General features: G+C 58.6%; 17 protein-coding genes. 9 read left to right on the forward strand and 8 right to left on the reverse strand.

Annotated features, from left to right (window positions below):
- Positions 1-7 precede the first annotated feature (7 nt).
- Positions 8-958 (forward strand): iron-siderophore ABC transporter substrate-binding protein, encoded by a 951-nt coding sequence (locus PI91_RS03645; protein ID WP_039265597.1) that lies wholly within the window; start codon positions 8-10, stop codon positions 956-958.
- Complete coding sequence (locus PI91_RS03650) at positions 955-1,842, forward strand: MurR/RpiR family transcriptional regulator (protein ID WP_021242303.1); 888 nt, start codon at positions 955-957, stop codon at positions 1,840-1,842. The genes PI91_RS03645 and PI91_RS03650 overlap by 4 nt, the downstream gene beginning before the upstream one ends.
- Before the next feature lie 96 nt (positions 1,843-1,938).
- Here PI91_RS03650 and PI91_RS03655 read toward each other — a convergent pair whose 3' ends face one another.
- The 4 genes from PI91_RS03655 to qseB form a co-directional block, all read right to left on the reverse strand.
- Positions 1,939-2,253, reverse strand: a complete 315-nt coding sequence (locus PI91_RS03655; RefSeq protein WP_008502984.1) for a putative quinol monooxygenase — start codon at positions 2,251-2,253, stop codon at positions 1,939-1,941.
- A 31-nt stretch (positions 2,254-2,284) separates the two neighbouring features.
- A complete protein-coding gene (locus PI91_RS03660; RefSeq protein WP_039265456.1) occupies positions 2,285-2,866 on the reverse strand; it encodes an NAD(P)H-dependent oxidoreductase in 582 nt (193 codons plus the stop codon).
- 105 nt (positions 2,867-2,971) lie between these two features.
- Entirely contained in the window at positions 2,972-4,321 is a 1,350-nt protein-coding gene (qseC, locus tag PI91_RS03665) for a quorum sensing histidine kinase QseC (protein ID WP_039265457.1), read from the reverse strand.
- Positions 4,318-4,977 (reverse strand): quorum sensing response regulator transcription factor QseB, encoded by a 660-nt coding sequence (gene qseB, locus PI91_RS03670; RefSeq protein WP_039265458.1) that lies wholly within the window; start codon positions 4,975-4,977, stop codon positions 4,318-4,320. Before qseB ends, qseC begins: the two co-directional genes overlap by 4 nt.
- Before the next feature lie 138 nt (positions 4,978-5,115).
- On the opposite strand from qseB, the gene PI91_RS03675 reads away from it, so the two are divergent.
- The 5 genes from PI91_RS03675 to PI91_RS03695 all read left to right on the forward strand — a co-directional run bounded on the left by PI91_RS03675 (position 5,116) and on the right by PI91_RS03695 (position 12,592).
- Positions 5,116-5,517: a YgiW/YdeI family stress tolerance OB fold protein gene (locus PI91_RS03675; protein ID WP_039265459.1), complete on the forward strand. Its 402-nt coding sequence runs from the start codon at positions 5,116-5,118 to the stop codon at positions 5,515-5,517.
- Between the two features lie 118 nt (positions 5,518-5,635).
- Positions 5,636-7,894: a DNA topoisomerase IV subunit A gene (gene parC, locus PI91_RS03680; RefSeq protein WP_039265460.1), complete on the forward strand. Its 2,259-nt coding sequence runs from the start codon at positions 5,636-5,638 to the stop codon at positions 7,892-7,894.
- Between the two features lie 163 nt (positions 7,895-8,057).
- Positions 8,058-8,795, forward strand: coding sequence for a 1-acylglycerol-3-phosphate O-acyltransferase (gene plsC / locus PI91_RS03685; protein WP_024906505.1), 738 nt, complete (start codon positions 8,058-8,060; stop codon positions 8,793-8,795).
- Positions 8,796-8,853: 58 nt separating this feature from the next.
- Positions 8,854-10,266 (forward strand): cell division protein FtsP, encoded by a 1,413-nt coding sequence (ftsP, locus tag PI91_RS03690; RefSeq protein WP_039265461.1) that lies wholly within the window; start codon positions 8,854-8,856, stop codon positions 10,264-10,266.
- 151 nt (positions 10,267-10,417) lie between these two features.
- On the forward strand, positions 10,418-12,592 hold the full coding sequence (locus PI91_RS03695; protein ID WP_023344923.1) for a YgiQ family radical SAM protein: 2,175 nt from the start codon (positions 10,418-10,420) through the stop codon (positions 12,590-12,592).
- A gap of 97 nt (positions 12,593-12,689) precedes the next feature.
- Here the strand turns inward: PI91_RS03695 and dkgA are convergent, their stop codons facing one another.
- Positions 12,690-13,517, reverse strand: coding sequence for a 2,5-didehydrogluconate reductase DkgA (dkgA, locus tag PI91_RS03700; protein WP_008502994.1), 828 nt, complete (start codon positions 13,515-13,517; stop codon positions 12,690-12,692).
- A gap of 105 nt (positions 13,518-13,622) precedes the next feature.
- Positions 13,623-14,786, reverse strand: a complete 1,164-nt coding sequence (gene yqhD / locus PI91_RS03705) for an alcohol dehydrogenase (protein WP_008502995.1) — start codon at positions 14,784-14,786, stop codon at positions 13,623-13,625.
- Positions 14,787-14,980: 194 nt separating this feature from the next.
- On the opposite strand from yqhD, the gene PI91_RS03710 reads away from it, so the two are divergent.
- Complete coding sequence (locus PI91_RS03710; protein ID WP_039265462.1) at positions 14,981-15,880, forward strand: AraC family transcriptional regulator; 900 nt, start codon at positions 14,981-14,983, stop codon at positions 15,878-15,880.
- Between the two features lie 48 nt (positions 15,881-15,928).
- Here the strand turns inward: PI91_RS03710 and yghB are convergent, their stop codons facing one another.
- Complete coding sequence (gene yghB / locus PI91_RS03715) at positions 15,929-16,588, reverse strand: DedA family general envelope maintenance protein YghB (RefSeq protein WP_008499812.1); 660 nt, start codon at positions 16,586-16,588, stop codon at positions 15,929-15,931.
- 143 nt (positions 16,589-16,731) lie between these two features.
- Positions 16,732-17,919: a cystathionine beta-lyase gene (gene metC / locus PI91_RS03720; RefSeq protein ID WP_039024633.1), complete on the reverse strand. Its 1,188-nt coding sequence runs from the start codon at positions 17,917-17,919 to the stop codon at positions 16,732-16,734.
- A 251-nt stretch (positions 17,920-18,170) separates the two neighbouring features.
- Here metC and exbB point away from each other — a divergent pair, with 251 nt between their 5' ends.
- Positions 18,171-18,902, forward strand: coding sequence for a tol-pal system-associated acyl-CoA thioesterase (gene exbB / locus PI91_RS03725; protein WP_021242115.1), 732 nt, complete (start codon positions 18,171-18,173; stop codon positions 18,900-18,902).
- The last annotated feature ends 4 nt before the right edge of the window (positions 18,903-18,906 follow it).

An 18,906-nucleotide genomic window follows, 5' to 3' on the forward strand; every position in this document is an offset into this window, starting at 1 on the left:
GACTATGATGCGCGTACTGTTTTCGATGCTGTTGCTGGTGGGGTTCGCGGTGAGCGCGGCGGAGCCGACGCAGGTATTTACCGACGATTTGGGACGCAAGGTGGTTGTGCCGGTTCATCCGAAGCGGATTGTTTCCTTACACGATCTGGATATCACCATTCCGCTGATTGAGCTTGGCGTGCCGCCGGTGGCGAGCCATGGCCGCACGCGGCCGGACGGCAGCCACTTTCTGCGCTCCAGCGGCATGTTAACCGGCGTCGACTTCGATAATTCCGATATCAAATTTATCGGCACGGCCGATATCGACATCGAAGCCATCGCCGCCGCAAAACCTGACCTGATCGTTACCGAACCGACCCGCAACACCCCGGTGGAACAGCTGGAAAAAATTGCCCCGACGGTGAGTATCGATCATCTCGACGGCGGCGCGCCGGAAATCTACCGCAAGCTGGCGCAGCTCACGGGCACGCAGGCAAGGCTCAAGGTTCTGGAGCGGCGATATCAGGAGCAAATCAAGGCGCTGAAGGCGACCATCGACACGCGCAAAATCACCGTATCGGTGATTCAGGCCAATCAGGGGAAAATCAACGCCATGCACAGCTACCACTCGCTGGGCCGCGTTCTGCGCGACGCCGGATTCAAATTCCCGCCACTGATTGAGTCCATCCCGGAAGGGGGGCGCATCGACTTCAGCGCCGAGCGCCTGCCGGAGTTGGATGCCGATTTCGTCTTTGCTACCTGGCGCGGGGATACGGGCGGTAAACCGCAGGACGAGCTGGCAGCGATGGAGGCGGTGATGCCGGGCTGGTGTCAGTTCCTGACTGCCTGCCGAACCGGGCATTACGTGCTGATCTCGCGTGAAGAGGCGATCTCGAATTCGTTCGCGTCTTTAGGGCTGATGGCCGCGCAGGTGCAGTCACAGATTGCCGGGCGTCCGCTGCCGGAGGCCTCACGGTGATCCGCAAAGAGAAGGGGCGCGTGGATGTCTATGGCGACCGCTTTCGCGCGCGGGCGCATCAGCTGACGCCGCGTCTGCTGCAGGTCGCACGCTATATCCATGACAACCGCGAAGCGGTGATGGAGCAGACCGCCATGGAGATTGCCGCCGTAGTGAAAACCTCGGATGCCACGGTGGTCCGCGCCATACAGGCGCTGGGGTTCGCCGGGCTGCGCGATCTCAAGCAGACGCTGGAGCAGTGGTTTGGCCCGGTGGTCACCTCCAGCGAAAAGATGTCCACCACGGTGAACACGCTCGCCAGCGACGTCAACGCGAGCATTGATTTCGTGCTGGAGGGACATCAGCACACCTGCGAGGTGTTATCCGAGCCCCACAACCGCTACGCGATGGCGCAGGCGGTCTCACTGCTGGCGCAGGCAAGGCAGGTCGCCATATTTGGCATTGGCGCCTCCGGTATTCTGGCCGAGTACACCGCCAGGCTGTTCAGCCGTATGGGGTTACCCGCCACGCCGCTCAACCGTACCGGGATAGGGCTTGCCGAGCAGCTGATTGCGCTTCAGCGCGGTGACGTGCTGGTGATGATGGCGCAGAAATCCGCGCACCGGGAGGGGCAAACCACCCTGCGTGAAGCAAAACGTCTGGGCATTCCCACCATCCTGCTGACCAACGCCCTCGATTCGCGTTTCAGTAAGGAGGCGAGCGTGGTGATCCACGTTCCGCGCGGCGGTGAAAAGGGTAAAATCCCGCTCCACGGCACGGTGCTGCTCTGTCTGGAGATGATCATTTTGTCCGTCGCCGCCACCGAACCGCAGCGCGCCATCAAGTCGATGAAGCGCATCAACGAACTCCATCGCGGGTTAAAGCCGGGGAAGAAGAGCAGCTAAAAACAACAAAGCCCGGTGGCGCTAGCGCTTACCGGGCCTACGGTTCAGGTTTTGTAGGCCGGGTAAACGCAGTGTCACCCGGCAAATTCCACGAACTTAAACCCCTTGCTCCAGGATGCGGATGTGGGTTTCCAGCACGTCGCCCTTCACCGCGTCGCTCCACGCTTTCATGTGCGCGGTCTGCAGATGCGCTTCAAGATGCGCGACGGTTTCCCACTGCTCAACCATGATGATCGAGTCCGGCGCGGTCGCCTGGAAGCTGGCATCAGTGGCGGCATCCACCATCGGCGCGTAGCCGTGGCAGCCTTCTTCTTTCAGTACGGTCGGGATGATTTTCGCGAACTGATCCAGCACCGCCTGGCGGTGATGTTGACCTGGACGAGTACGGATTTCTGCGATAACGGTAAGCATGTTTACTACTCCTTTAATTCCAGGCTACCAGTTAAGCAAAAATTTCCGCGAGATGCTTGCGATATTCTGCGATATAGCGCGGGACATCAGGCATTTTAATCACGTCGTTGACGATAAAGGTCGGCAGCGGATCCATGCCCAGGAACTGATTCGCCTTGTGGAACGGCAGATAAGCGCCGTCTACGCCCACGCCCTCGAAGAACTGATCTTTCTCGGTGAAGGCTTCCAGCGGTGCGTTCCAGGTCAGTGACAGCATATATTTTTTGCCCTGAATCAGGCCGCCTGAACCGTATTTTTTGGACGCGTCAGAGCGGGTGCGGCCATCGCTGGCATACAGCGAGCCATGACCTTCGGTGAACACGTCGTCCATGTACTTTTTCACGGTCCACGGCGCGCCCATCCACCAGCCTGGCATCTGCCAGATCACCACGTCAGCCCACAGGAAGTTCTGCACTTCGGCCTTCACGTCGTAGCGGCTGTCTGCACGCACGACCTTAACATCATGCCCGGCGTCGCGCAGGAAACCGTCCGCGACCTCGGTCAGGGTGTCATTCAGCTGGCCTTTAGAGTGCGCAAATTCTTTTGCACCGTTAATAATCAGAATGTTGCTCATTTTTTGTCCTCGACGATGAGAGTATGCCGGGTATTCTACGCGCGAGGACGGAGCGGAAAAATGAGCAAAATGTGCAAAGTCTTTTGCTGGAGATGCAATAATCCGCTACCAGCTGACCTTTACCTCAAAGCCGCCTTCCGCCGCATTGCTTAGCGAGACGCGCATCCCGTGCAGCGCGGCAATGCGCCTGACGATAGAAAGCCCCAGCCCGCTGCCCGTGGCGTTCTGGCCCGGTGGACGATAAAAACGCTCGCCGATGCGCGCCAGCACCTCGGGGTCAACGCCGAGACCGTTGTCGCGCACGCTAAAGCTACGCGCGTCCAGCGTCACGTCCACCACGCTGCCGCGTGGGCTGTAGCGGATGGCATTGTCCAGCAGGTTGCGCACCAGCAGGCTGAGCAGCAGGGGCTGCCCCTGACGTTTGACCTGCGGGGCATGGTTGATGAGGCGAATATCAATCCCTGCCTGCTGCGCCGGATGCCAGATATCCAGCACCGCCGACTGCAGTAAATCGGCAAGCGTGATCGGTTCGACATCGTCAAGGTTATCCAGCGAGTCCAGACGCGACAGGGTGAGGAGCTGATCCACCAGCCGCGAAGCGCGGTCGATTCCCGCATGCAGCTGTGCCAGCGCTTTTTCCCGCGCCTGCGGATCGTCCTGCGAGAGCTGCGCCACGTCAGTTTGCACCTTCAGGGCCGCCAGCGGGCTGCGCAGCTCGTGAGCCGCATCGGAGGTAAAGCGGCGCTCGCGGGTCATCATCTCCTGGGTACGTGCGAAGAGGTGATTCAGCGCGTCGAGCAGGGGGCGCACTTCCGTGGGCACACCCTGAAGCACAAGCGCATCGGTCGCATCCGGCGAGCGGGAGCGCAGGGTCTGCGCCAGCTTTTTGAGCGGCCTCAGCTCCCGGCTCAGGAGGAGAACCAGCAAGAGCAGCATCACCGGCAGCGCCACCAGCCAGGGCGTGAGCTGCGAGCTGACCACGTCCAGCGCCATATCCTGGCGGTACTCCCACTCCTGACCGACCACCACGCGGTACTTCCCGTCGGGTGAGGTCAGCCACAGGAAACGCCATTCGTCGTTGTCGTCCTGGAGCTGCCCGTTAGCAAACCCGTCGCGGCGATAGTGGTACGGAATATCGCGCCCGTTCTCGCCGTCGTTCAGCAGCATTTTGCCGTCGACGCTGTAAATGGCGAAAGCCAGCGCGTCGTCATCGAGACGGCCATGCTTCACTTTTTTTGGGATCTCGCGCATCCGCTCGGGGGCGCGGATCTCGTCAAGATCCATCGTCAGCAGCCGTTTGGCAAACAGCATCTGCTGCGTGTCAAAGAGCTTATCCAGCTTGTGGGTGGTCTGCTGCCAGGCCACCAGGCTGGCGGCAAACCATGCCGTCAGGGAGAGCGCTAAAAAGAGGAGCGTCAGGCGCAGCTTCAGGCTCAGGCGTTGCGTCAGCTTCATGCGTCACCCAGGGTGTAGCCGATGCCGTGCACGGTGCGGATAAACTCGCTGCCAAGCTTGCGGCGCAGATGATGAACGTGGACTTCTACCGCGTTGCTGGAGACGTCGTCGTCCCAGGTATACAGTTTTTCCTCAATCGTCTTGCGAGGGAGCACGCGGCCTGCATTGCGCATCAGCAGTTCCAGCAGCGCGAACTCTTTCGGCTTCAGCGTCAACGGTTCACCGTCCAGCGTGGCGACGAGACGGGTCGGATCGAGCGTGACCTTGCCGTGGCGTAGCTCGCTATGCGTCTGGCCGTGGCTGCGGCGAACCAGCGCCTCGAGGCGGGCACCCACTTCAATCAGCGCGAACGGCTTGCAGAGATAATCATCCGCGCCAAGACGCAGCCCTTCCACGCGCTGGTTAAGCGCATCCCGCGCGGTCAGGATCAATACCGGCTCGCTGCGCCCGCTTTCGCGCCACGCGCGCAGGATGTCCAGACCGTCGATTTCCGGCAGCGTCAGATCCAGCACCACGGCATCATAGGGCGCAGACGCGAGCGCGGTCTGACCGGTTTTACCGTCGGTAAACCAGTCCACGCTAAAGCCCATTTTGCTTAAACCCGCCCTGATACCGTCGCCGATTAACGTGTCGTCTTCTACCAGTAAAATGCGCATATTCCCTCCTTGATGCCGTCAGTAAACCCTCTGTAAGCGCCTGCTGTACAGCAATAATAAATAAATTTTTCCCTTAAGAAGTTGTTAAGGATTACCCTGTTTAATGGACTGCGAAACCAGATTAAAGGGAGAGTTAATATGAAAAAATTCGCTGCCATTGCCGCCATCATGATGATGTCCACTGCCCCCGTTTTTGCCGCGCAGGGCGGATTTAACGGCCCGTCCGCCACGCAAAGCCAGACCCAGACGCAGGCAGGCGGTTTTGTCGATAACGACGCCAACCTCACCACCGCGGTGAAGGTGAAAGAGATGAAGGACGACAGCTGGGTGAAGCTGCGCGGGAACATCACCCAGCGCCTGTCCGATGACCGCTACACCTTCCGCGATGAGACCGGCACGGTGAACGTGGAAATTGACCACAAGCGCTGGAACGGCGTGACCGTCACCCCGCAGGATAAAGTGGAAATCCAGGGCAAGGTCGATAAAGAGTGGAACGATTTTGAAATCGACGTGAAGCAGGTCATTAAGCTGAACAAATAACCCGAAAAGGGCCGCATAAGCGGCCCTTTTTCTTTGTGACTCAACTCGTCAGATAGGGTAGTATCTGCGGCAATATTGCCTGAAACCCTTCGGTTTCTGAGTTGAGGAATTACACGTAATGAGCGATATGGCAGAGCGCCTCGCGCTACATGAATTCACGGAAAACGCCTACCTGAACTACTCCATGTACGTCATCATGGACAGGGCGTTGCCGTTTATCGGGGATGGCCTGAAGCCCGTTCAGCGCCGCATCGTGTATGCGATGTCCGAACTGGGGCTGAATGCCACCGCCAAGTTCAAGAAATCCGCCCGTACCGTCGGTGACGTACTGGGTAAATACCATCCGCACGGCGACATCGCCTGTTATGAAGCAATGGTGCTGATGGCGCAGCCGTTCTCTTACCGCTACCCGCTGGTGGATGGTCAGGGGAACTGGGGGGCGCCGGACGATCCGAAATCCTTCGCGGCGATGCGTTATACCGAATCCCGCCTCTCTAAATATGCCGAAGTGCTGCTGGGCGAGCTGGGGCAGGGGACCGTTGACTGGGTACCGAACTTCGACGGCACGCTGCAGGAGCCGAAGATGCTGCCCGCGCGTCTGCCGAACATCCTGCTGAACGGCACCACCGGGATCGCGGTCGGTATGGCGACGGACATTCCGCCGCACAACCTGCGTGAAGTGGCGAAAGCCGCCATCACCCTGATTGAGCAGCCGAAAACCTCGCTCGACGATCTGCTGGATATCGTGCAGGGTCCGGATTTCCCGACCGAAGCCGAAATCATCACCTCGCGCGCGGAAATCCGCAAAATCTACCAGAACGGTCGCGGCTCCGTACGCATGCGTGCGGTGTGGAATAAAGAAGACGGCGCCGTGGTCATCACCGCGCTGCCGCATCAGGTTTCCGGTGCCAAAGTGCTGGAGCAGATCGCCTCCCAGATGCGCAATAAAAAGCTGCCGATGGTGGATGACCTGCGCGATGAATCGGACCACGAGAACCCGACCCGTCTGGTGATTGTGCCGCGCTCCAACCGCGTGGACATGGAGCAGGTGATGAACCACCTGTTTGCCACCACCGATCTGGAAAAAAGCTACCGCATCAACCTGAACATGATCGGCCTCGACGGACGCCCGGCGGTGAAAAACCTGCTGGAGATCCTCACCGAATGGCTGACGTTCCGCCGCGATACGGTACGCCGTCGTCTGAACCATCGTCTCGAGAAAGTGCTTAAGCGCCTGCATATCCTTGAAGGTTTGCTGGTGGCGTTCCTCAATATCGACGAGGTGATTGAGATCATCCGTACCGAGGACGAGCCGAAGCCCGCCCTGATGTCGCGCTTTGGCATCAGCGAAACCCAGGCCGAAGCGATCCTTGAGCTGAAGCTGCGCCATCTCGCCAAACTGGAAGAGATGAAGATCCGCGGCGAGCAGAACGAGCTGGAAAAAGAGCGCGATCAGCTGCAGGCGATCCTCGCGTCCGAACGCAAGATGAACACCCTGCTGAAGAAAGAGCTGCAGGCCGATGCCGACGCGTTTGGCGACGACCGTCGTTCTCAGCTGCACGAGCGCGAAGAAGCGAAGGCGATGAACGAGCACGACATGCAGCCGTCCGAGCCGGTGACCATTGTCCTGTCGCAGAGCGGCTGGGTGCGCAGCGCCAAAGGCCATGATATCGACGCGCCGGGGCTCAGCTACAAAGCGGGCGACAGCTTTAAAGCGGCGGTGAAAGGCAAGAGCAACCAGCCGGTGGCGTTTATCGACTCCACTGGGCGCAGCTACGCCATAGACCCGATCACGCTGCCTTCCGCGCGTGGGCAGGGCGAGCCGCTTACAGGTAAGCTGACGCTGCCGCCGGGCGCGACGGTTGACCATATGCTGATGGAAGCCGATGACCAGAAGCTGCTGCTGGCGTCTGATGCGGGCTACGGCTTTATCTGTACCTTCAACGATCTGGTTTCCCGCAACCGTGCCGGTAAGGCGCTGATTAGCCTGCCGGACAACGCTCACGTGATGGCACCGCTGGTGATTGAGAACGAAAGCGACATGCTGCTGGCGATCACCACCGCCGGACGCATGCTGATGTTCCCGGTCAGCGATCTGCCTGAGCTGTCAAAAGGCAAGGGCAACAAGATCATCAACATCCCGTCGGCGGAGGCCGCGAAAGGCGAAGATGGCCTGGCGCACCTCTTCCTGCTGCCGCCGCAGAGCACCCTGACCATTCACGTCGGCAAGCGCAAAATCAAGCTTCGTCCGGAAGAGCTGCAGAAGGTGGTGGGTGAGCGCGGTCGCCGCGGCTCGCTGATGCGCGGTCTGCAGCGTATCGATCGCGTGGAGATTGACTCTCCTGCACGCAGCGCTGCGGGTGACAGCGAAGAGTAATGTCGTGATATCCCCCTCTGTCCGGAGGGGGAATTTCAATAAAATTTCCCGTAAAATCGTTGTTAATTCGTGCGTTGCGATTAACAATACGCGCTCGTAATAAAGTCCTTACCTGGCCACAGGTGAAGTATAATTGTCAGCTGTTGGGGCTTCAGAGGTCGCTATGCTATATATTGTTCGTCTTATTCTTACCGTTATCTACTGCATTCTGGTCTGTATTTTCGGCTCTATTTATTGCCTGTTCAGCCCGCGTAATCCGAAGCATGTCGCCACCTTTGGCCATATGTTCGGGCGCCTTGCGCCGCTGTTTGGTCTGAAAGTTGAAAAACGTCTGCCGGAAGGGGCGGAGAATTTCGGTAACGCCATCTATATCGCCAACCATCAGAACAACTACGATATGGTGACGGCCTCTAATATCGTGCTTCCACCGACCGTGACGGTGGGCAAAAAAAGCCTGCTGTGGATCCCGTTTTTTGGTCAGCTGTACTGGCTTACCGGTAACCTGCTGATCGACCGTAATAACCGTGCAAAAGCGCACAGCACTATTGCGGAAGTGGTGAATCATTTTAAAAAGCGCAAAATTTCAATCTGGATGTTCCCGGAAGGGACGCGTAGCCGCGGCCGCGGCCTGCTGCCGTTTAAAACCGGTGCGTTTCATGCCGCAATTGCGGCAGGTGTTCCAATTATTCCTGTGTGCGTTTCCAATACTTCGAATAAGATTAATCTTAACCGCCTGAATAACGGGCTGGTGATTGTCGAAATGCTGCCACCCGTCGATACCAGCAAATACGGTAAAGATCAGGTGCGCGAGCTGGCCGCGCACTGCCGTGATCTGATGGCTGAGCATATTGCGCTGCTCGACAAAGAAGTCGCAGAGAGAGAAGCCGCCGGTAAGATTTAATCCGGCGTTGAAGGGAAAACGAATTCCCGCGTTGTTAGTCGTTTCAGATGGAGCTTATATGTCACTCAGTCGGCGTCAGTTTATTCAGGCTTCGGGGATCGCCCTTTGTGCGGGTGCGATGCCGCTGACAGCCAGCGCCGCCGGGCAGCAACAGCCGCTGCCTATTCCGCCACTCATTGAATCCCGTCGCGGTCAGCCGCTTTTCCTGACGCTGCAGCGCAGCCACTGGTCCTTTACCCAGGGGACGCGTGCGCCGGTCTGGGGCATTAACGGACGTTACCTTGGGCCGACCATACGCGTGTGGAATGGCGATGACGTTAAGCTCATCTACAGTAACCGTACCCCTGAAAATATCGCCATGACCATCAGCGGCCTGCAGGTGCCTGGCCCGCTGATTGGCGGCGCGGCGCGCATGATGTCACCCAGTGCCGACTGGGCGCCCGTTCTGCCGATTCGCCAGAGTGCGGCAACCCTGTGGTATCACGCCAACACGCCTAACCGCACGGCGCAGCAGGTCTATAACGGCCTGGCCGGCATGTGGCTGGTGGAAGATGAAGTCAGCAAATCCCTGCCGATCCCGAACCACTACGGCGTGGATGACTTCCCGATTATCATCCAGGACAAACGTCTGGATAATTTCGGCACGCCGGAATACAGCGAGCCGGGCAGCGGTGGCTTCGTCGGCGATACGCTGCTGGTTAACGGCGCGCAGAGCCCGTATGTCGAAGTGTCCCGTGGCTGGGTGCGCCTGCGCCTGCTCAACGCGTCTAACTCGCGCCGCTATCAGCTGCAGATGAGCGATGGCCGTCCGCTGCACGTGATCTCCGGCGATCAGGGCTTTTTACCGGCGCCGGTGTCCGTCAAACAGCTGGCGCTCGCGCCGGGTGAGCGTCGCGAAATTCTCATTGATATGACCAACGGGGATGAAGTCTCTGTCACCTGCGGTGAAGCGGCCAGCATTGTCGACCGCATTCGCGGGTTCTTTGAACCGTCGAGTATACTTGTCTCGACCCTGGTGCTGACCCTGCGTCCAACCGGTCTGCTGCCGCTGGTGACCGATAGCCTGCCCATGCGTCTGCTGCCGCAGGAGATCATGAGCGGCTCGCCGGTGCGCAGCCGTGATATCAGCCTGGGCGATGATCCGGGCATCAACGGCGCGCTGTGGGACGTCAACCGCATTGATATCACCGCGCAGCAGGGCACCTGGGAGCGCTGGACGGTGCGTTCAGATATGCCGCAGTCGTTCCATATTGAAGGGGTGTCGTTCCTGATCCGCAACGTCAACGGCGCGATGCCGTTCCCGGAAGATCGCGGCTGGAAAGATACCGTCTGGGTGGACGGCCAGGTTGAGCTGCTCGTCTACTACGGCCAGCCTTCGTGGCCGCACTTCCCGTTCCTGTTCCACAGCCAGACGCTGGAGATGATGGACAGGGGTTCGGTGGGACAAATGCTGGTCAACCCGGCGCCGTAAAACGAGTCGGGTGGCGGCTTCGCCTTACCCGACCTACAGCCCCTCAGGCCCGGTAAGCGTAGCGCCACCGGGCAATAAATACCCCTTCATTTCCCACAATGATCCAGCGTATAATCCCCGCCCTTTTGTCTATTTTTTCTTCGGAAGCATTATGAGCGCAATTTCCCTGATCCAGCCGGATCGTGACCTCTTCTCCTGGCCCCAGTACTGGGCGGCCTGCTTTGGACCGGCGCCGTTCCTGCCGATGTCCCGGGAAGAGATGGACCAACTGGGCTGGGACAGCTGCGACATCATTCTGGTCACGGGCGATGCCTACGTTGACCACCCGAGCTTCGGCATGGCCATCTGTGGCCGCATGCTTGAGGCGCAGGGCTTCCGCGTGGGGATCATCTCCCAGCCTGACTGGAACAGCAAAGACGACTTTATGCGTCTGGGTAAACCGAACCTGTTCTTCGGCGTGACCGCGGGCAACATGGACTCGATGATCAACCGCTATACCGCCGACCGTAAGCTGCGCCATGACGACGCCTACACGCCGGATAACGTGGCGGGCAAACGTCCGGACCGCGCAACCCTCGTCTACACCCAGCGCTGCAAAGAAGCCTGGAAAGACGTGCCGGTGATCCTGGGCGGCATCGAGGCGAGCCTGCGCCGTACCGCACACTACGACTACTGGTCAGATACCGTGCGCCGCTCGGTGCTGGTGGATTCCAAGGCCGACATGCTGATTTACGGAAACGGCGAGCGTCCGCTGGTGGAAGTGGCGCACCGCCTGTCGCAGGGCGAGCCGGTGAGCAGCATCCGCGACGTGCGCAATACTGCGATCATGGTGAAAGAGGCGCTGCCGGGCTGGCGCGGGGTAGATTCCCGCATCATCGATATGCCGGGCAAAATCGACCCGATCCCACATCCGTACGGCGACGATCTGCCGTGTGCCGATAACAAACCGGTAGAGCCAAAGAAGGCGGAAGCGAAGGCGATCGTCGTGCAGCCGCCGCGCCCGAAGCCGTGGGAAAAGACCTACGTACTGCTGCCCTCCTACGAGAAGGTGAAAGCCGACAAGGTGCTCTACGCGCACGCGTCCCGTATTCTGCACCATGAAACCAACCCGGGCTGCGCCCGCGCGCTGATGCAGAAGCACGGCGAGCGCTTTATCTGGATCAACCCGCCGGCGATCCCGCTCTCCACCGAAGAGATGGACAGCGTCTTTGCGCTGCCGTACAAGCGCGTGCCGCACCCGGCGTACGGCAACGCCCGCATCCCGGCGTATGAGATGATCCGCTTCTCGATCAACATCATGCGCGGCTGCTTCGGTGGCTGTTCCTTCTGCTCCATTACCGAGCACGAAGGGCGCATTATTCAGAGCCGCTCTGAAGATTCGATCATCAATGAGATCGAAGCCATCCGCGACTCCGTGCCGGGCTTTACCGGCGTGATTTCCGATCTTGGCGGCCCAACCGCCAACATGTATATGCTGCGCTGCAAATCACCGCGCGCGGAACAGACCTGTCGTCGCCTCTCCTGCGTCTATCCGAGCATTTGTGAGCACATGGACACCAACCACGAGCCGACGATCAACCTCTACCGCCGCGCGCGCGATCTGAAAGGCATCAAGAAGATCCTCATCGCGTCCGGGGTGCGTTATGACATCGCCGTGGAAGATCCGCGCTACATCAAAGAGCTGGCGACGCACCACGTGGGTGGCTATCTCAAGATTGCGCCGGAGCACACCGAAGAAGGCCCGCTGTCGAAGATGATGAAGCCGGGCATGGGCAGCTACGATCGTTTTAAACAGCTGTTCGACACCTACTCGAAGCAGGCGGGCAAAGAGCAGTATCTGATCCCGTACTTCATCTCCGCCCACCCGGGCACGCGTGATGAAGACATGGTGAACCTGGCGCTGTGGCTGAAGCAGCGCCGCTTCCGTCTGGATCAGGTGCAGAACTTCTATCCGTCACCGCTCGCCAACTCGACGACCATGTACTACACCGGCAAGAACCCGCTGAGTAAGATTGGCTATAAGAGTGAAGACGTGGTGGTGCCGAAAGGGGATAAACAGCGTCGTCTGCACAAAGCGCTGCTGCGCTACCACGATCCGGCCAACTGGCCGCTGATCCGCCAGGCGCTGGAAGAGATGGGCAAAAAGCACCTGATCGGCTCGCGCCGCGACTGTCTGGTACCGGCCCCGACGCTGGAGGAGATGCGCGAAGCGCGTCGCCAGAACCGCAATACGCGCCCGGCGCTGACCAAGCACACGCCGATTGTGCATCAGCGTTCGAACGGTGGAGCGGGAACGAAGAAGACCGTAAAACGTAAGATCGGTTAAACCTGTAACAAAGCCCGGTGGCGCTAGCGCTTACCGGGCCTACTGGTCAGCGCGTAGGCCGGGTAAGGCGCAGCCGCCACCCGGCTTTTTTACGCGACTATCCGCCAAACTGATCCGGGTCTGGCCCAAGCCGCTTGCCCTTATCCAGCTTCGCAATTTCCCCCAGCTCATCTTTGTCCAGACGGAAATCCCAGACGTCGAAATTCTCGGCGATGCGCGATGGCGTGACCGATTTCGGGATCACCACCAGGCCGTTGTCCAGATGCCAGCGAATGACGATCTGCGCCGGGGTTTTGCCGTATTTATCCGCCAGGTCGCGGATAATTTTCTGATCGAATACCCCTTCACCGCCCTGAGCCAGCGGGCTCCAGGATTCGGTCTGAATCTTATGCGTGGCGTTCCAGGCGTGAAGCTGGCGCTGCTGCAACAGCGGGTGCAGCTCGATCTGGTTAATCACAGGCGCGACGCCCGTCTCGTCAATCAGCCGCTGCAGGTGATGAACCTGGAAGTTACAGACGCCGATACTTTTCACCAGCCCCGCTTTTTGCAGTTCAATCATCCCTTTCCAGGCATCAACGTAATGGTCGATGGCCGGAACCGGCCAGTGCATGAGATAAAGGTCGACGAAATCGAGCTGGAGCTTCTCCAGACTCTCCTGCAGGGCTTCGCGGGGACGCTTTTGATCGTCATTCCACAGTTTCGTGGTGATGAATAACTCATCGCGGGGGACACCGGCGCTGGCCAGTGCGGTCCCCACGCCGTCCTCGTTTTTGTACGCGGCGGCGGTGTCAATCGACCGGTAGCCGACTTCCAGGGCTTTATGAATGGCGGAGACGACCTCGTCGTTACCGGCTTTCCATACACCTAGCCCCAGCTGGGGCATCACGTTGCCGTCCTGCAGCTTGATTACGGTTTGGTTTGCCATTTTTCCTCCTTCAGGTGCGCATCGCCGGAGGGAGACTCCGGCGATGGGGTGTGCATTAAGTCTGGACGAAATGTCAAAAAACGAAAGTCGGGGGGACAAAAACGCTTAGCGTGCCGCCTCGTAAATACGGCGGCTGACGTCCAGGGTAATGTCGCCGTGCTCGCCCAGATGGGTCATGCCATGCTCTTCGAGTTTCGCCAGCAGGGCAGGGATAGAGCTGCCGTCCAGACCGTAGCCAGACAGACGCGTTGGCACGCCCAGACCTTCAAAGAAGCTGCGGGTCGCTTCGATGGCGGCATCAATACGCGCATCGTCAGAACCCTCGGTGATGTTCCACACGCGCTCAGCGTACTGCAGCAGTTTGGCGCGTTTGGTATCACGTTTTTCATTCCACAGCGCAGGCAGCACAACGGCCAGCGTCTGCGCATGATCCAGACCGTGCATCGCCGTCAGCTCGTGGCCCAGCATGTGGGTCGCCCAGTCCTGCGGCACGCCAGCACCGATCAGGCCATTCAGCGCCTGGGTGGCGGCCCACATCACGTTGGCGCGAACGTCATAGTTTTCCGGCTCTTTCAGCGCTTTCGGACCTTCTTCAATCAGCGTCAGCAAAATGCCTTCCGCAAAACGATCCTGAATTTTGGCATTCACCGGATACGTGACGTACTGCTCGACGGTATGAACAAAGGCATCGACCACGCCGTTCGCGACCTGACGCGCAGGCAGGGTGTAGGTGTAAACCGGGTCCAGGATGGCGAACACGGGCTGAACGTGTTCGTTCATGAAGGCCTGCTTGTCGCCGGTGGTTTTACGGGAGATCACCGCGCCCTTGTTGGATTCAGAACCGGTGGCCGGGAGGGTCAGCACGGAGCCCATCGGGATGGCGCTTTTGATGTCGCTCCCGCGGGTTTCCAGAATGTGCCACGGATCGATGCCGTCAGCATAGTGCGCTGCCGCCGCGATGAATTTGGTGCCGTCCAGCACGGAGCCGCCGCCGACCGCCAGCAGGAAGGTGATGTTTTCTTCGCGGGCGATTTTCACCGCGTTCATCAGCGTTTCGTAGGACGGGTTTGGCTCTATGCCGCCAAACTCACGCACGTCCAGACCGTCCAGCGCGCTGTAAACCTGATCCAGCACGCCGGTTTTTTTCACGCTGCCGCCACCGTAGGTGATCAGCACGCGGGCGTCAGCAGGGATCTGTGCGCGCAGGTCAGCGATAGCGTCTTTACCAAACAGAATGCGGGTTGGGGTGTGAAGATTAAAGTTGTTCATTGCTCGTTCCCTTTAGTGGGTGAAAAACCGTGGTGCGCAGAGGGCGACCTGATGCTGCTCATTGTGGCCGTCCGGGGCTACGCCCTCAATGCACATTCCTGCCGATGTCTTGCCCATTTCTACAGAGCGCTAGAGAAAGCGCGGAAAACAACGCACACTGTCAACGTCGAAAACCGCACCCGGAGTAACGCAAGATGAACCGTGAGGCTATCTGCCAGCAGCTCACTGCGCAGATTAAGAGATTGATAGATAATGAAAATCGTGCCAGCGATCTGCTGCCGGACATTCGCCTGCTCTACGGCACGCAGCCCGGAACGCGCACGCCGGTCATGTACCAGCCGGGCATCGTTTTTCTCTTTTCAGGCCATAAAATTGGCTATATCAACGAGCGCGTGTTCCGCTACGACACCAATGAATATCTGCTGCTGACAGTACCTTTACCCTTCGAATGTGAAACCTTCGCGACAGAGGCGGTTCCGCTGGCGGGGATCCGCGTCAATGTCGACATCCTCCAGCTGCAGGAGCTGCTGATGGAGATTGGCGAAGACGAACTCTTCCAGCCTTCGATGGCCTCAAGCGGGATCAATTCGGCGACGCTGTCGGGAGAGATCCTTTGCGCCATTGAGCGTCTGCTGGACGTCATGGAGAGGCCGCTGGACGCGCGCATACTGGGCAAGCAGATTATCCGAGAAATTCTGTACCACGTGCTGCTGGGCCCGGGCGGCGGCGCGTTACTTGCCCTGGTGAGCCGACAGACCCACTTCAGCCTGATAAGCCGCGTGCTCAAGCGTATCGAAAGCCAGTACACCGAAAACCTCAGCGTCGACCAGCTGGCGGCGGAAGCCAATATGAGCGTCTCGGCGTTTCACCATAACTTTAAATCGGTGACCAGCACTTCGCCGCTGCAGTACCTCAAAACCTACCGGCTGCATAAGGCGCGGATGCTGATGATCCACGACGGCATGAAGGCCAGCGCGGCGGCGATGCGGGTGGGCTATGAAAGTGCGTCGCAGTTCAGTCGGGAGTTTAAGCGCTATTTCGGCGTCACGCCGGGAGAGGATGCGTCACGTATAAGAACGATGCAGGGAGCCTGACGAAAAACGTAGGCCGGGTAAGCGATAGCGCCACCCGGCTTTGTTGAATTATGCGCTGCAGTACTTCTTCTTAATCACTACCGCGATGGTTCCCACCAGACCCGCCACCAGCAGGAACATCGGCAGCACCATCAGGAAGGTCATCACCTGATCTTCGTGGTGTTTCACGAAGGGGATCATATTCAGCGCGTAGCCGAATGTCGTCACCACGCCAACCCAAAGCAGGGCGCTCAGCCAGTTGAAGAACTGGAATCGGCGGTTCGACAAACCGGAAATGCCCGCCATCGTCGGCAGAAGGGTGCGAACGAACGCCAGAAAACGTCCGGCCAGCAGCGCAAGCAGGCCGTGCCGGTCAAACATGCAGGTTGCACGCTGATGGTATTTATGGGGTAACTGCGCCAGCCAGCTTTTGACCACGCGCGTGTTGCCGAGCCAGCGGCCCTGCAGATAGCTCAGCCAGCAGCCCAGGCTGGCTGCGGAAGTGAGGATAACCATCGTGGGCGTAAAGTCCATGACGCCTTTGCCGATCAACGCCCCGGCAAGCAAAAGCAGACTGTCACCGGGTAAAAACGAGGCTGGCAGTAATCCATTTTCCAGAAACAGCGTTGCGAACATCACGAAATAGACGACGCCTATGACGTGAGGATCCGCCAGGGCGGCAAAATCATGTTGCCAGAGCGCCGCGATAATATCTTGAATAACAGCCATGGACTTTCCTGTGGAACAGCAGATATAGCGCTATTGTACTCCCTAATTCGCCCGTCGGGTTTGATCCCGGGCGCAACTCATGCAGACTTTTCTGCTTGCGGTGTCCACAAAAGCGTCCAGAGAGTACATTTTCAGCCAGCACTCTACACGATACGCTCGAACCCTGCTGCTAAATCCGCAATCAGATCGTCAACATTTTCTAAACCGATATGCAGTCGTATTAGGGTACCGCTGAAGTCCACTTCACCACCGGGGCGCAGGGCCGCGATCTGCTCCGGCTGGTTAGCCAGGATCAGGGATTCAAAACCGCCCCAGGAGTAGGCCATGCTGAAGAGGCTAAAATTATCCAGATAGCTTGCCAGCTCGTCATTATTCAGCCGTTTTTTCAGCACAAACGAGAACAAACCGCTGCTGCCCGTAAAGTCACGTTGCCAGAATTCATGCCCCTTACTGTCCGGCAGCGCCGGATGGTTTACGCGCTCAACCTGCGGATGCTGCGCCAGCCATTCGGCCACCTTCAGGCTGCTTTCGTGGTGCTGACGCAGGCGAACGCCCAGCGTGCGAATTCCGCGGCTGGTCATGTAAGCCGTGTCGGCATCCACCATCTGGCCCATCAGATAGGCGTTTTCACGCAGTTGATCCCAGCAGCGCGCGTTGGAAACCGCAGTACCAATCATGCCGTCAGAGTGGCCAATCAGGTATTTCGTCGCCGCCTGGATGGAAATATCAATGTCGAATTCCAGCGCTTTAAACAGCACGCCTGCCGCCCAGGTGTTGTCGATCATAATGATCGCCTCTGGCGCTTTGCTGCGCACGGCCTTGACGATAGCCGGCACGTCGTGAACTTCCATGGTGAGTGACCCCGGCGATTCCAGGAACACAATGCGCGTGTTTGGCTGAATAAGTTCGGCAATACCTTCACCAATCAGCGGGTCGAACCAGCCGGTCGTCACGCCGAGCTTGCTGAGGATTTTGGTACAGAAGTCCTGGCTGGGTTCATAGGCGGTGTTGGTCATCAGGATATGGTCGCCCTGTTCCACAAACGCCAGAATGGTGTTGGCGACCGCCGCCGCGCCGCACGGGAACAGCGCGCAGCCTGCGCCGCCTTCCAGCTCGCACATCGCTTCCTGCAGAGAAAAGTGGGTTAGCGTGCCGCGACGGCCATAAAACAGCCCGCCTTTTGCGCGGTTGCGCGTGGCGTTTTTTTTCTCCTCAACGGTGTCAAACACCAGCGATGAGGCGCGTTGAATCACGCTGTTGACCGATCCCTGAGTATATTTTTTGCTGCGTCCTGCCTGTACCAGCGTGGTATCAAGATGCTTCGTTGTCATGTTCGCTAACCCTGTTTTTATACGTCTGGACGTCCAGACTACCACGATTGGAAAAAACTGCACCCGCAGGCTTATCGAATAAGCAGAAAATATTAGCAAAAAAGCGCATAAGAAATTTTTACTGCGTAAGCGCAAGGAAAGTGAACGAAAATTGCGTCACTATGCAAATACTAATGAGAACTACTATCAATTCGACGATGTTTTGATATTATTACGTTCAGATTTTGTGATTTGCGTCCTGGAGATACAGAGTGGGTAATAATTTGATGCAGGCGGATCTCTCCGTTTGGGGCATGTATCAGCATGCTGACATCGTGGTTAAGATTGTGATGATCGGCCTGATTCTGGCGTCCGTTGTCACCTGGGCTATCTTCTTCAGCAAGAGCGCCGAGCTGCTTTCGCAGAAGCGTCGCCTCAAGCGGGAACAGCAACAGCTGGCAGAAGCCCGCTCTCTGGATCAGGCCTCAGATATGACCTCATCCTTCCACGCGAAAAGCCTGACCACCCTGCTCGTGAATGAAGCACAGAACGAGCTGGAACTCTCCGCGGGCAGTGAAGATAACGAAGGCATCAAGGAGCGTACCGGTTTCCGTCTGGAGCGTCGCGTGGCGGCGGTTGGCCGACACATGGGGCGCGGCAATGGTTATCTGGCCACCATCGGCGCGATTTCGCCGTTCATCGGTCTTTTCGGTACGGTATGGGGCATCATGAACAGCTTTATCGGTATCGCGCAGACCCAAACCACCAACCTGGCGGTCGTTGCGCCGGGTATCGCAGAAGCGCTGCTGGCGACGGCGATTGGTCTGGTCGCGGCGATTCCGGCGGTGGTTATCTACAACATCTTCGCGCGCATGATTGGCAGCTACAAAGCCACCCTCGGTGACGTTGCCGCGCAGGTTCTGCTGCTGCAGAGCCGCGATCTCGACCTGAATGCCAGCGCCGTTAAGCCGGTGCACGCGGCGTCCAAACTGCGCGTGGGTTGATATT

The organism is Enterobacter sp. FB (genome assembly GCF_000805795.1).
In the GTDB taxonomy this organism is placed as follows: domain Bacteria; phylum Pseudomonadota; class Gammaproteobacteria; order Enterobacterales; family Enterobacteriaceae; genus Enterobacter; species Enterobacter roggenkampii.

What these genes read in the sequence shown, in the direction of transcription:
- yghB (WP_008499812.1), bottom strand. Translation starts at nt 16,588, where the DNA reads ATGGCTGTTATTCAAGATATTATCGCGGCGCTCTGGCAACATGATTTT.
- PI91_RS03695 (WP_023344923.1), top strand. Translation starts at nt 10,418, where the DNA reads ATGAGCGCAATTTCCCTGATCCAGCCGGATCGTGACCTCTTCTCCTGG.
- PI91_RS03675 (WP_039265459.1), top strand. Translation starts at nt 5,116, where the DNA reads ATGAAAAAATTCGCTGCCATTGCCGCCATCATGATGATGTCCACTGCC.
- PI91_RS03655 (WP_008502984.1), bottom strand. Translation starts at nt 2,253, where the DNA reads ATGCTTACCGTTATCGCAGAAATCCGTACTCGTCCAGGTCAACATCAC.
- ftsP (WP_039265461.1), top strand. Translation starts at nt 8,854, where the DNA reads ATGTCACTCAGTCGGCGTCAGTTTATTCAGGCTTCGGGGATCGCCCTT.
- PI91_RS03645 (WP_039265597.1), top strand. Translation starts at nt 8, where the DNA reads ATGCGCGTACTGTTTTCGATGCTGTTGCTGGTGGGGTTCGCGGTGAGC.
- qseB (WP_039265458.1), bottom strand. Translation starts at nt 4,977, where the DNA reads ATGCGCATTTTACTGGTAGAAGACGACACGTTAATCGGCGACGGTATC.
- metC (WP_039024633.1), bottom strand. Translation starts at nt 17,919, where the DNA reads ATGACAACGAAGCATCTTGATACCACGCTGGTACAGGCAGGACGCAGC.
- PI91_RS03710 (WP_039265462.1), top strand. Translation starts at nt 14,981, where the DNA reads ATGAACCGTGAGGCTATCTGCCAGCAGCTCACTGCGCAGATTAAGAGA.
- yqhD (WP_008502995.1), bottom strand. Translation starts at nt 14,786, where the DNA reads ATGAACAACTTTAATCTTCACACCCCAACCCGCATTCTGTTTGGTAAA.
- qseC (WP_039265457.1), bottom strand. Translation starts at nt 4,321, where the DNA reads ATGAAGCTGACGCAACGCCTGAGCCTGAAGCTGCGCCTGACGCTCCTC.
- plsC (WP_024906505.1), top strand. Translation starts at nt 8,058, where the DNA reads ATGCTATATATTGTTCGTCTTATTCTTACCGTTATCTACTGCATTCTG.
- parC (WP_039265460.1), top strand. Translation starts at nt 5,636, where the DNA reads ATGAGCGATATGGCAGAGCGCCTCGCGCTACATGAATTCACGGAAAAC.
- PI91_RS03660 (WP_039265456.1), bottom strand. Translation starts at nt 2,866, where the DNA reads ATGAGCAACATTCTGATTATTAACGGTGCAAAAGAATTTGCGCACTCT.
- dkgA (WP_008502994.1), bottom strand. Translation starts at nt 13,517, where the DNA reads ATGGCAAACCAAACCGTAATCAAGCTGCAGGACGGCAACGTGATGCCC.